Origin of the sequence: Nitrosopumilus sp. (assembly GCF_025698945.1) — an archaeon.
Taxonomy (GTDB): Archaea; Thermoproteota; Nitrososphaeria; order Nitrososphaerales; family Nitrosopumilaceae; genus Nitrosopumilus.
This window is the reverse complement of sequence record NZ_JAILWM010000001.1, coordinates 277,220-289,793: the sequence shown is the minus strand read 5'-3', so window position 1 is coordinate 289,793 and position 12,574 is coordinate 277,220. Positions and strand designations below refer to the sequence as shown.

13 protein-coding genes are annotated in these 12,574 nt (G+C 34.0%); 8 read left to right on the top strand and 5 right to left on the bottom strand.

Annotated features, from left to right (window positions below; genetic code table 11):
- Positions 1-107: 107 nt before the first annotated feature.
- Complete coding sequence (locus K5790_RS01840) at positions 108-362, top strand: hypothetical protein (RefSeq protein ID WP_297592020.1); 255 nt, start codon at positions 108-110, stop codon at positions 360-362.
- 112 nt (positions 363-474) lie between these two features.
- Here K5790_RS01840 and K5790_RS01835 read toward each other — a convergent pair whose 3' ends face one another.
- Entirely contained in the window at positions 475-2,109 is a 1,635-nt protein-coding gene (locus K5790_RS01835) for a collagen-like protein (protein WP_297592019.1), read from the bottom strand.
- Positions 2,110-2,235: 126 nt separating this feature from the next.
- On the opposite strand from K5790_RS01835, the gene K5790_RS01830 reads away from it, so the two are divergent.
- Positions 2,236-3,357, top strand: a complete 1,122-nt coding sequence (locus K5790_RS01830) for a tetratricopeptide repeat protein (RefSeq protein WP_297592018.1) — start codon at positions 2,236-2,238, stop codon at positions 3,355-3,357.
- Here K5790_RS01830 and K5790_RS01825 read toward each other — a convergent pair whose 3' ends face one another.
- Positions 3,358-4,155, bottom strand: coding sequence for a sulfurtransferase (locus K5790_RS01825; RefSeq protein WP_367182826.1), 798 nt, complete (start codon positions 4,153-4,155; stop codon positions 3,358-3,360).
- The gene (locus K5790_RS01820) at positions 4,152-5,954 is read right to left on the bottom strand and encodes a nitrite/sulfite reductase (RefSeq protein WP_297592016.1); all 1,803 of its coding nucleotides are present in this window, start codon (positions 5,952-5,954) and stop codon (positions 4,152-4,154) included. The genes K5790_RS01825 and K5790_RS01820 overlap by 4 nt, the downstream gene beginning before the upstream one ends.
- A 190-nt stretch (positions 5,955-6,144) precedes the next feature.
- Between K5790_RS01820 and K5790_RS01815 the strand changes: the two genes are divergently transcribed.
- Positions 6,145-6,963, top strand: a complete 819-nt coding sequence (locus tag K5790_RS01815) for a sulfide-dependent adenosine diphosphate thiazole synthase (RefSeq protein WP_297592015.1) — start codon at positions 6,145-6,147, stop codon at positions 6,961-6,963.
- Between the two features lie 60 nt (positions 6,964-7,023).
- Positions 7,024-8,223, top strand: a complete 1,200-nt coding sequence (locus K5790_RS01810) for a site-specific integrase (RefSeq protein ID WP_297592014.1) — start codon at positions 7,024-7,026, stop codon at positions 8,221-8,223.
- A gap of 444 nt (positions 8,224-8,667) precedes the next feature.
- Here K5790_RS01810 and K5790_RS10760 read toward each other — a convergent pair whose 3' ends face one another.
- On the bottom strand, positions 8,668-9,264 hold the full coding sequence (locus K5790_RS10760; protein ID WP_367182825.1) for a YIP1 family protein: 597 nt from the start codon (positions 9,262-9,264) through the stop codon (positions 8,668-8,670).
- Between the two features lie 298 nt (positions 9,265-9,562).
- Here K5790_RS10760 and K5790_RS01800 point away from each other — a divergent pair, with 298 nt between their 5' ends.
- From K5790_RS01800 to K5790_RS01785, 4 genes are read left to right on the top strand one after another with little or no spacing between them, the layout of a single operon-like run.
- The gene (locus K5790_RS01800; RefSeq protein ID WP_297592012.1) at positions 9,563-9,913 is read left to right on the top strand and encodes a hypothetical protein; all 351 of its coding nucleotides are present in this window, start codon (positions 9,563-9,565) and stop codon (positions 9,911-9,913) included.
- Position 9,914: 1 nt separating this feature from the next.
- Entirely contained in the window at positions 9,915-10,226 is a 312-nt protein-coding gene (locus K5790_RS01795; protein ID WP_297592011.1) for a hypothetical protein, read from the top strand.
- Positions 10,223-11,476, top strand: coding sequence for a 7-cyano-7-deazaguanine synthase (locus K5790_RS01790; RefSeq protein ID WP_297592010.1), 1,254 nt, complete (start codon positions 10,223-10,225; stop codon positions 11,474-11,476). Before K5790_RS01795 ends, K5790_RS01790 begins: the two co-directional genes overlap by 4 nt.
- Positions 11,476-11,862, top strand: a complete 387-nt coding sequence (locus K5790_RS01785) for an ASCH domain-containing protein (protein WP_297592009.1) — start codon at positions 11,476-11,478, stop codon at positions 11,860-11,862. Before K5790_RS01790 ends, K5790_RS01785 begins: the two co-directional genes overlap by 1 nt.
- On the opposite strand, the gene K5790_RS01780 is transcribed toward K5790_RS01785, so the two are convergent.
- Positions 11,859-12,464 carry a hypothetical protein gene (locus K5790_RS01780; protein WP_297592008.1) on the bottom strand — a complete coding sequence of 202 codons (606 nt, stop codon included), beginning with the start codon at positions 12,462-12,464 and terminating at the stop codon, positions 11,859-11,861. The genes K5790_RS01785 and K5790_RS01780 overlap by 4 nt on opposite strands.
- Positions 12,465-12,574 lie beyond the last annotated feature (110 nt).

Genomic DNA, 12,574 nt, shown 5'->3' with positions numbered 1-12,574 from the left:
CGATCAGAAAAATATTTTGCGAAATAATTTACTTCATTAATTGTTATCAATTTGTGTAATTTTCTTTAGTCTAACCACTGAAAAACTATGAAAATGTCGTTGGAGTAATGGCTACAAAAAGAAAAGCTGCAACTAAACGAAAATCAGCAAAGAAAGCAGCTCCTAAGAGAAAGGCAGCAAAACGCAAAGCCGCTCCTAAGAGAAAAACTGCAGCAAAGAAAGCAGCTCCTAAGAGAAAGGCAGCAAAACGCAAAGCAGCTCCTAAGAGAAAAACTGCAGCAAAGAAAGCAGCTCCTAAGAGAAAGGCAGCAAAACGCAAAGCCGCTCCTAAGAGAAAAACTGCAGCAAAGAAAAGACGATAAGATCGTCAACAAATTAACAATCGTCATCTAGACGGCGAATTGTTTTCTCTTTTTCAAATATGCAACTAGTGAAAACTAGAAAATATTTTTTAAAATTTTAAATTAGAAAAAATTAGTAAAGATAGCTCATCAATTTTATTTGTTCTTCAGTAGATATGATATTTTTGTTAGTTAAAATTTCTAACAAATCTTTGAAGATTGCTTTTTGTTCTGAAGACATTCCTCCAGATGGACCTTTTTCTCCGGGTGGACCGGGTGGACCTCTAGGACCGGGTGGACCTACTGGACCTTGTCCTCCGGGTGGACCTTGTTCTCCAACAGATCCAATTGGACCGGTAGGACCTCTTTCTCCTTGTGGGCCTTGAATTCCTTGTGGGCCTTGTGGGCCTTTTTCTCCTGCAGGACCAGTTGTACCACGTTCACCTTGTGGGCCTTGTGGGCCTTGTGGACCTTTGTCACCGGGAGGACCTGTAGAACCAGTTTGACCTTTTTCGCCAATTGGACCGGTTGGACCTTTTTCTCCTTTTTCTCCTTGTGGACCTGGAACTCCTGTTAATCCCTTAGACCCAGCTGGACCTTGTGGGCCTTGTGGGCCTTTTTCGCCAACAGGACCTTCAGGACCTTTACTTCCTTTTTCTCCAATTGGACCAGGTGGACCTATTGGACCTTTGTCACCCAAAGGACCAGTTGGACCGGTTAATCCTTTATCGCCATGTGGACCAGGTGGACCTATTGGACCTTTTTCTCCGGGTGGACCTACTGGACCTTTTTCGCCAACGGGACCAGGAGGACCTTGAATTCCTTTTTCTCCTTGAACACCACTAAGTCCTGTTGGGCCTTTTTCTCCGGGTGGACCAGTTGGTCCGGTTAATCCTTTATCGCCAGTTGGTCCTTGTGCACCTTTATCTCCTTTTTCTCCCGGAGGACCTCTAAGTCCAGTTGAACCTTTGTCACCCGAACTTCCAGTTGGTCCTTTTTCTCCGGGTGGACCTATTGGACCCTTTAATCCTGTGGGTCCTTTGTCACCAATTGGACCAGTAGAACCTTTGTCACCTTTATCTCCTGGAGGACCAGTTGGTCCTTTGTCACCTTTATCTCCTTTATCACCAGTAATTCCTTTTTCTCCTGTAATTCCTTTTTCTCCTGAAAGTCCTTTGTCACCAGTTGGTCCTTTGTCACCAGTTGGTCCTTTGTCACCAGTTGGTCCTTGAGGACCATCAGGTCCTTTACCACCTGGAGGACCTTGAGGGCCGGGTGGACCCATAGGTCCTTTGTCACCGGGAGGACCACGTGGACCATCAGGTCCTTTGTTTCCTTGCAATCCAGATGAACCTTGATAATCATCATAACTAGAACGAGATTTAGTTGAACGTTTTGTTGGAGTTTCAGTAATAGATTCAGAATCAGTTTCTGAATCAGTTTCAGGTTTTGGTGTTCTTTTTGGTTTTCCTAAAGAGACATCGAAAACAGAATGTAATGAAGAGAAAAGATCAGTTACAACAATCCAAATTTTATCTAATGATTCAATTGATGAGGGAAGAGGGTTTTCAGGAGAGCCAATTGTTTCAGTAAAAATCCCATCCTTTACTCTAAGATGAAAATTTCCTCTCCATAATGATTGAAATTGTTTAGTTCTTACAGATTCATCAGATGGTTTACTATCTGTAATTGCAATTTGAACTTCATAAACACCTGATTGCTTAAATGGTGCCTGTCCTTGAATTTCTAATCGTGACTGAGATGACACAAACGTTTGTGTATATTCCAAGTATTTCTGTATTTAGATCGCTGAAGACTATCATTGATTTACGCAAGGGAACCAGTAGGCTCGTTGGGGATAGTATTTATCTAGATAAAATTGCATTTTGAGCTAGTGAAAAAGCCTTTCAGTAAAAAATCAAAGGATCCCGAAGAATCAATCTCAAAAAAAGAAGAATTTGAAGAAACAAGCATAGTTGATTCGGATTATAATCGTAAAAAATTATTCAAAAAAGGCATCAATTTGATGGCAGATGAAAAATTAGAAGATGCAATTGTAGTTTTTGAACAAGCACTAAGAATTGATCCAAATAATGTTGAAACTTTGATGAAATTAGGATATGCCAGATTCCATATAGATGATCATGGAGAGGCTCTAAAAATTTATGACAGAATTTTAGATATAGATGTCACAAATCCAGAAGCTTGGAATCTCAAAGGATTAGTACATTATGAACAAAAAAATTATTCAAAAGCACTTGATTCAGTTGAAAAAGCTATAGAGTCAGATCCAACTTACGGAATGGCATGGTATAACAAAGCATGTTTTCTTTCTTTACTTAATCAAGTACCAGAATCACTTGAGGCATTAAAGCGTTCGATAGAAATCGATGTAAAAAATGCAAGAAAATCAATTAGAGATAAAGACTTTGCAAATGTCAGAATCGAAGAAGGCTTTAAGAGAATTCAAGAAGTCGTAGTTTTGGAATCAATAAGACAAGGATACCATACATTAGGTGCAATTGTCTGGACAACATTTCTTGATAAAGCAGATGCAGAAAGCGCATTAAGAAAATTATTAGAAAAAGGTTTGATCATACAAAATGAAAAACGTGATGGCCTAAGTAAAATACCAATTTATGATCTTGCACCCAACATTGCAGAAAAAATGGGAAAAGAAAAGAAAGGATTATTCGGAATTACAAAGAAGAGATTACCTAAACCAGTAAAGAATTTGAAAGAATTGAGTCAAGCAATTCAATCAGTTAGAGAAGCAATAGAAGAAGAAGATGTAGATAAAACAATTGAGATTTTTGATGAATTTATTGATCCAAGTAAATCAGGAGAACAAATGATTGAGAATTTCTTTGATGAACACAGAGAGATTAGATTATGGAAGATTAGATTAAAGGACAGAGGTCAAGACTATCTTATTGAAAATAAAGATAAGATGTTGGTATTGTTTGATAATGTCGAAGTTACAATTACAAAGAAACTCAGAAACGAGATCTCTTAATTATTCTGCAGATAAATCCCAATAGTTTGCATCAGCCTGTTTTTCAGTAGGCTTGTTGAGGTTTTTCCATTCCTTAAAGGAGCGTACATATAATTTTGCATTTGGCAAATCAGCAGATTTTAGTGCATAGTATGCCAATCCAGAGAGGGTGCCCACGCTTCCACAGTAGGTAATTATTTCAGAATTTCCAGTAATGCCCCTATTATCTAGTAGGCGTTTCATGTCCTCTTTTGAGCGTAAAATTTTATCATTTGAGGCCAGAGTTCTATATGGAAGGCTGATTGCTCCAGGGATATGTTGCTCGAGATAGTTCAATCTTTCTCTATTGTCAATTAGTATCACATCATCTCTTGATTTTGCACTCTCCAAGTAATCAGAGGTGGCCAAGATTTCAGGTTGCAAATTTAGAGAGTGTTCTTTATTTTGAATTTCAGGGATTTGAGAATCAGATTCTAACCCCATGGATTTCCAATTACCATAAGTAGTTTCAAGTAAAGTAACATCCGAATGTCCAATGTATTCTAGTGTCCAAGCAACTCTTGATGCAAGAGCACCAAAAGTATCATCATAAACTACAACAGGGGTTTCATTATCAATTCCCATGGAATTTACAAGCTTCAAAACTTTTTCTGGACTATCATCAGATAACAAAGTTGCCAAGGGCAAGTTAACTGCAGTTGGAATATGATCTTGTTTGTAATCATCTTCTCTTCGAACATCAATCACTCTAACACTTTTGTCTCGAACTTCTGATCGTAGAGTTTCTACATCAGTTGTTATTTTACCAGATTTTGTCAAGCAGCACATTCACCCTTACCAGTTTTGGTATGATAACTTGTATCGCTGCCATAATCAAGATAAAAATCTGGATCTTCTTCTTTTGTTGGAGGAACGACCATAGTTTCCAAAACTTTTTTGATATCATTGATGGATTTAATCTCTGAATCTTCACTATTATTTACAACACGGTGAACCCAGGATTTTAGAGTATCACCAGATTTTTTATTTTGTTTGAATATTTCTATTATTTTTAGAATTACAGGAATCACTCTTTTTGCAGGAACTCTCAAACATGTTAGACCCAACATTGTTTCACCATCAGAACGTCCACCCAAAGACATTTGATAATTTGGATACATGTCTTTTCCGACACGAGCCCCGCCACCAAAGAATCCTATTGTAGCAATTCCATGTTGCCCACAGGAATTTGGACATCCACTAATCTTAATTGAAGAATCTGTCAAATCTTCATCTTCATCTAGTTTTAGTTCAAGGAATTTTCGTTGGATTTCTTTGGCTAGTCTATGTGAGTTTGTCAATGCAAGGTTACAAGAGGTGGTTCCAGAACAGCCAATAGGGGCAGTCATTGTTAATGATCCTGACTTTGCCAATCCCACCTCTAGAAGTTTAGAGTACAAACTTGGCAAATCATCTTCATGAACATAGCGTAATGCTAGATTTTGAACAAAGCCTGCGCGTGCTTTTCCTTCTGAGGAAAAGTTCTTGACAATATCTGCCAACACATGAAGTTGATTTGATGTAATATCACCAGCTTCTAAAGTGATAAACACTGTACGATAATCTGATTGTTTTTGCTTCACGGTAGTTGTTTTTAGCCATCGTGCATAACCATCAGGTAATGAACTTCCACTTTCATCAGTGATTCGGATTGGTCGTTTAATTTCATCTTTGGTTTGATCAAGATCTAGTTGTGTTACAATAGACTGTGTTGCACGAACAATTGCACGTTCTTTAAGAACAAGGTTCTGGAATTTCTCCCATCCCATATCATTTACTAGATAACGCATTCTATTTCTGGCAAGATTCTTCCTATCCCCTAATCTATCAAATATTCTCATCACAGCAATTGAAGTATAGAGCAAGTCTTCTTCTGGAGTAAATTCTTCTAATTGATGACCAACAAAAGATCTGTTTCCCAATCCACCACCAAGAAATACTTTGAATCCTCTTTGAGTAGAGCCATCAAGTTGTCTTGTTTGTGGAATTAACCCAACATCAACCATTCTTACCATTCCATGTTTTTCACAACATGTAAAATTGAATTTGAATTTTCTTGGGAGATTTTGGGCCATTGGATTTCTTAAAAAGAATTTTGCAGTAGCTAGTGCATAGGGGGTTGCATCAAATTCTTCATCTTGGCAAACACCAGATAATGGACTACACATTACATTTCGAACAGAATTACCACATGCTTCACGGGATGTCAATCCAACGTCAGCTAGACCACGCATAATTTCTGAAACATCTTCAAGAATAACCCAATGAAGTTGGATATTTTCTCTAGTTGAGAAATGAGCACTGCCAATAGAATACTGTTCACTTAATTGAGATATCTTTTCAAGTTGTTGAGGATAAATTTCACCAGCTGGGAGTTTTATTCTAACCATAGCATAGTCACCAGTCATTCTGGTTCCATATGCCCCATTTTGGAGTCTAAAACGCCTAAAGCTATCTTCGTCATATTTGCCTTGACGGAAGAGTTTTACTGTTTTAGCAAAGTTATCTGCCTCTTCTATTCTTGCCCAATTAATTTTAGGTTTTACAGATTCAGGAGATGATTGTTTTAATTCAGACACGGTTAATACATTTGAAATTGGTTTTGTTTGGTTATAAATTTATGATATTGGGATGTTTTAGGAGAAATAATTTCAGGAATGAACTAAATTTTCCTATTGTTAGTAAGAATTCTCAATCAAATTATTAGTATCACCTAATTTTTGAAAAATTTGTGGGAAAGTATTAATTATTCAGAAAAACAATATCGACATGCAAGAAGCAACAGTTGCTGAACAATCATCTAAAATATTTACTGATGTTCGTGAAGTTGAAATCACAAGAGCAATTGCAAATGAATTTCATGATGTGTTAATTGATAGAGCAGAATCAGATGTTATCATTATTGGTGCAGGGCCAGCAGGTTTGACAGCAAGCAGAGAGCTTTCAAACATGGGTTACAAAGTTTTAGTTATTGAGCAAAACAACTATCTTGGCGGAGGTTATTGGTTAGGAGGATATATGATGAATCCAGTCACAGTTAGAGAACCAGCTCAAAAAATTTGGGATGAGTTGGGAGTTCCTTACAAAAAAGTAGCAGATGGATTATACTTGACACCAGGACCACACGCAGTTTCAAAATTAATTGCAGCAGCATGTGATGCAGGTGTAAAATTTTTACAACTAACAAAATTTGATGATTTAGTTTTAAAAAATGGCAGAGTAGCAGGGATTGTTGTTAATTGGATGCCAGTTTCAGCATTGCCACGAAACATCACATGTGTTGATCCAGTTGCATTTGAAGCAAAAATTATCATTGATGCTTCAGGTCATGATTCTGTTGCAGTAAAAAGATTAGTGGATAGAGGATTGGCCAAATGGAAAGGAATGGAGCCAATGTTTGTAAATGACGGAGAAGAACACGTAGTGCACAAAACAGGAGAGGTATACCCAGGATTAATTGCAGCAGGAATGTCAGTAACAGAAACACATGGTCTTGCAAGAATGGGACCAACATTTGGTTCAATGTTATACTCTGGAAAAAGAGCAGCTGAGATTGCAGCTTCTAAAATCAAAGAGTTAGAAAGATAAGCAAGTAATTTTCTAAAGGGTTAGTATTTCTTTTATACCTTGATCGCCCCATATCATCAAATGATTGAGCAAGAAAAGATTGACGAGTTGGGATATCTTGATGTGTTGAGATCCAGAGACAAGTTTCTCACAAACAAGTTCAACAAGTCAAAGTCTACAAGTACAGTTGATTTTTGCAAGGGAGCACTGCTCAGCTTTGACAAGTTTGCATTTGCAAAGTTTGGCAAGGACTCTACAGAGCAAGTAATTGAGGACATTAAGAAACTGCCAGAGGCAAGACACGAATCAATAATGGTTGACTTGTTTCAAAAGTATCTTCACTGGAAACACGAGGATTCAAAGGCAAGCACTTCAGTTGCATACTACCAGACAGCAGTAGAATACTTTGCATATCACCAGTTACGAATTAATCATTACAATCTAAGACGAGACATTACACTACCAGAGGATCCAAAAAACATGAGACATGCTCTTACTCTGACAGAAATCAGAAAATTAATTGACAATTCAAAACCAAAGAGAAAGGCACTGTATACTGTACTGATTAGTTCTGGAATGCGAATTGGTGAGACAATGGGGTTAAAAAAGCGCGATTTTGATTTTTCTCAAGAAAGAATATGCATTACCATCCCTGCAAAACTCACCAAAAAGAATACAGAACGCCAGACATACATTTCAAAGGAGGCAGAGCATTACCTATTACCAATCATTAAAAAAATGAATCAAGATGAGCTTGTATTTAGTGCAAACAAGGACATTAGAAAGTCAGTTGACAATGAAATCCTGAATTTCTGGAATTTGAGGAAAAAAACAGAACTTGATGCAAAATATGACAATTCTACAGTACACAAGATAACTTTGCACTCCTTTAGGGCATTTTTTGAGACGCAAGCATCAAACACACATGGACTCGAATATGCACATGCATTAATCGGACACAGCGGATACATGGAGCAATATTATCGACTAAGCAATGAGGACAGATTAGAGAAATACATTGAGCTTGAACCAAAGATAACAATTGGAGAGGACTTTAGAAACCAGATAAAGATAGACAAGCAAAACAAGAAAATCTCAGAACTAGAAGAGAACACACAAAAAATTGAAGAGCTTGAAAATACAATACAAACACTGCAAAATAACCTGAAAACCAGAGATAAGGATTGGGAGAGTTCAGTTGTCAAACTATTTGAGGAACAAGCAAAAAAGTTCTCAGATCCTAACTACATCAAGCAATTACAAGAAAAAGAAAAATTATAACAATAATTACTACATTACAATAAACTACAAAGAAGATACACAATTTCGTCTAGACGCGCGCGTTATCAATTACATTAAACTAATTTAATCTATAAAACAATAATTTCACAAAAATAATCACAAACAAACAGACACAACCACCCATAATATAGGGAAATTGTGGATTTGTCCATTTTGTGGTTTTTTTCAGGCGTGAAAATCCACAAAAATAGACAAACAATTGGACAAAAATCAAACTTTTGTGGACTTTTGTCCAATTGTCTCAGGCATGAATTGTGATTTTGTTTGATTTTTTGAGATGGATATGAAAAATCAATTCAAATGGAAAAAAATTGTGAGATTATAAAAATTTGAAAAACATTGAAAATAATTTAATTTCAAAGAAAATGTAAAAAAATTATCAATTTTGTAGTGTCAGAGTATGTTTTGAAATGAAAATCAAATCTAATGATACAGAAATTGTAATGGAATACTTGTGGTCAAATCATAAAACATTGATTCCAAATACATTAAAAGAAACGCCAAACCCAAAGTAAGAATTGTCTTGAAATTTGTGAAATTATTTGTAATTTTTATGGATTTGAAATACAATATCAATGACCAGACAAAAAACGGAATGATGATAAAATTACTTAACATTGGTGGGGATAACATGAAAGTTGATGCATATGATGGAGATAATGTGTCATATGATGGAATGCTAAAAAAGTAGAAAAAAGTGCTTAATGCCAAGATCATTGTCCCTATAATAACAGGAATCAAACAAAACGACATACTTGTGAATATTTGCCTAAAACTAGTACTACCACCTAATTTTCGCCCAATGAAAAAAACAAATAGAATTATCAGAAAATTATTCAATACAATTCCACCAAAATTCACCACATGGAAAGCTAGATTTGGTGTACCTCTAAAACCATGAGATGTTTGAAAGAATAATTCAGATATTTCTGCAAAAAATGATGAAAAACATGCAACAATAAACAAAATAATAGATAATCTGAAATAGTTAGGATTTTGTGAGATTTTCTCAAATGCCATATTTGATTTTTGTAATACTTCTCTTATGATCAATAATGACATATATCACTACGAATAATTAGGACCTTATTGAATTATTTCTAATTGGAGTTAACAACAAATCGCGTAACATGATATGCGATTAAAATATCTAACACATAACAAACTCTAAGTTCAAGTCATCATCTTAAATTTTTGCACCAATTTTCAATTGAAAGTGTATTTTTCTGAGATAGATTAAAATCAGTTAAGAAATGCGATCATATCATATTTTATGAGTTTACGATACACTTTTTAAATTATTGTAATTTGTAATTTTGTGGGAACTCAACCAAATAGAAAATTAGCTAAACGTGGAAGTAACATACGTTCTTGGAAATTACGAAATAATGTAAAAAAAGAAATTGATAAAGATGATTATAAAAAAGCCTCTGGACACATTACAAAAGCTGTAAGAAAAAGTGGTGGTTCTAGTTATCTTGCAGGAGTTCTTGTTGCTGGAATTATAGCATACAAAGAATCTAAAAAAACTCCCACTGCATCAGGGACTAGAATTTCAGGAGAAGCAATTTCAAAACTTCCCAAAAATATCAGTAAACAGATCACGTTAGCTGGTAGAGACTCAATCCGTTCTGCTCTTTCAGAAACATTATCTAAAAGGAGAAAATAATTTGTTATCTAAAGAATTACAAGACTATTTTTTTGAACTTTATAAAAATGCATTTTATCATGATGATAAAATAACAATTGAAGAACTTTATAAAAAAATAGAAAAACCAGAGGTTAGAGAAATCAGAGATAACTTATTACTTGAAGCTGAAAAAAGAGCAGAAAAATTAGCACGCAAAGCTGTTAACAAAATTAAAAACAAGTCTTTTTCAGAACTATCTGCTGAATTTCTTGGAGATGAAGAAAATAATAGTGGAGAGGAGTTTGGAAAGGATTTACTTGAAGAAATTGAAAAAGAATTAAAGAAAAATTGACTATCAGTAGACCTAAAAACACATATGGTTTAGAGGGACGTAATTTTCCCATTTATGAAGATTTTTCGGATATGCAAAGAATTATTGTGGGTGCACATAAAGGTGAATCTAAACAAAAAACCAAACCTACAAAGATTTTGGTTCCGGTTGAAAATTTTAAAAAATTTAATGAGAATAAACAAATCTTTGAGGAATTTTTTGAATGGTTAACAGACAGACAAATACAATTTGAATTTTCAGAAATTTCGAAACATAAAAGACCAATGATATTTGGTGATTTTAATTTTGATTTTGTAAGTTTATTTTCTGGTGGATTAGATAGTGGCTCATTACCATTAATTGATGAATTTAGAAACTCTAGAGGATTATTACACCATACACATACAAGTCATCGTATGTATCACGTAGCCCGAGAAGTATATCAAAAATGTATTCCTAAAAATCATAAAATTTCTTTCAGTAATCTTGATTTAGAAAGTACTGCAGATATTCCTCTTTTACATATACGCGGTGTAACTTTTCTAACAAATTTACTTTGCATTGCAGCAGAACATGGAATTACTAAAGTTATAATACCTGAAAATGGACCTTTAATGATTAATTATCCTGTTGCATCAACTGTTTCTCCAACTAGAACAGCCAATCCAGATATGATTCAGAAATGGACAGAGATTTTTAAAAAAATAACAAATGCTAAGATCAAAGTTCAAACACCTTTCATTAACAAAACAAAATCTGAAGTTATATTGATGTCAAAAACAAAAACATTGATCGAACATACTTGGTCTTGTTCCACATCTCAAGGTATTTCAAAAATGTGTGGAATATGTATGGCATGTTTTGTTAGAATACTATCTCTTTATGCAATAGATTTAGATGAAAATATAAACTCTCGATATTTATACAATCCATTTAAAATAAGCTCATCAACATTAAAAGAAAGTAGAATGACAACTTTTAGAATTTTGATTAATTGTTTAGAATTTTGGAAAAACATCATTCAACATGATGAAATTAAAAACAATATTGAGAAAGAGAGATTTGAAAATTTAGCTAAAAAATACCCCATACTTGAAAAATTTTCTCTTGATATGTATGTAGGAATTCAAAATTATCTAAAGAATAATAATGATTCAGAAATTCTTGGTAAAACAAGCATGGAATATCTAAATATCATTGACAATAAGATATTAGAAATGCGACAAAAAGCTCTTCAAAGATTGAGAAAAAAATATGGGTGGATAACTTAATGGACGGATTAATTATTAATGAACCATATGCAAATATGATAATAAACAATCAAAAAAAATGGGAGTTACGTTCAAGAAAACCTCCCTCCGAAAAAATTGGTACAGAGATTGGGTTATTATCTAAAGGACACTTACTTGGTAAAATAATTATTGAAAATTCAAAAGGGCCTTTATCAATCAAAGAACTCAAGAAAACAAAAGATTTGCATAAATCTGATGTTTCTTTTTTATCTCCAGATTTTTCTTCTTATGCATGGGAAATAGAGGTAGCAGAAGTTTTTGAAAAACCAAAAAAATATGTTCATCCAATGGGCGCAAGAGTTTGGGTGAAGGATGTCAAATTAGTTGAAGATTACATGAAAAATAAAATTACATATTATATTTAATTATTCATATCATCTACTATATGTTCAAAGTTTTTAAAACTTTTATGCAATAACTCTCCAGTTTTTTTCCAATTTTCATCAGTGATTACTAATGATGCAATAATGATTTTTCTTAAAGTTTCTAACGATGAGTTAATTTGACTTTTCTTATTTTCATTAATTTGTACTCCAACCACATTAAGTGATTGCATTGTCAAATCAATTGAGGATTCCAGATGTTTTAAGACATCTGTGATCAATTTAAAATCTTTTTTTTGTATATTATTCTTATCAATATGTTTGAAAATTTTTTCTAACATATTTTTAATGTATATTAAATTGATCAGAATTGCATCTTTAGCTCTTTGTTCATTGCTTTCTGTACTATCTTGAAGCAATTTCAAAACTTTTTGATGTTTCTTATCAGTCTCTTCCAATTTTTCTAATAAATCAGTAATTGTTTGTTGGGATGTAATAACTTCTTGATGTGCTAGTTTTGCTTTATCATTTACAATTAATGTAATTATAATTCCTGAACCTAAGGAAAGAACTAAGGTTATCCAAGTTATACTATCATTTTGAAAAGATGTGTTTAAAGTAAAAATTGAAATTCCTAATACCAAAATCATTACGATTATTCCCGTAATTAACGAATGAATTAGTAGTGTCAATAATGCAAAATGATAGATTTACATTTTTAAGAATGCTTATATAGAAAAGATTCTAAGATTCT

Coding starts and splice junctions, on each gene's coding strand:
- K5790_RS01785 (WP_297592009.1), top strand. CDS start 11,476: ATGGACGGATTAATTATTAATGAACCATATGCAAATATGATAATAAAC.
- K5790_RS10760 (WP_367182825.1), bottom strand. CDS start 9,264: ATGGCATTTGAGAAAATCTCACAAAATCCTAACTATTTCAGATTATCT.
- K5790_RS01840 (WP_297592020.1), top strand. CDS start 108: ATGGCTACAAAAAGAAAAGCTGCAACTAAACGAAAATCAGCAAAGAAA.
- K5790_RS01815 (WP_297592015.1), top strand. CDS start 6,145: ATGCAAGAAGCAACAGTTGCTGAACAATCATCTAAAATATTTACTGAT.
- K5790_RS01810 (WP_297592014.1), top strand. CDS start 7,024: ATGATTGAGCAAGAAAAGATTGACGAGTTGGGATATCTTGATGTGTTG.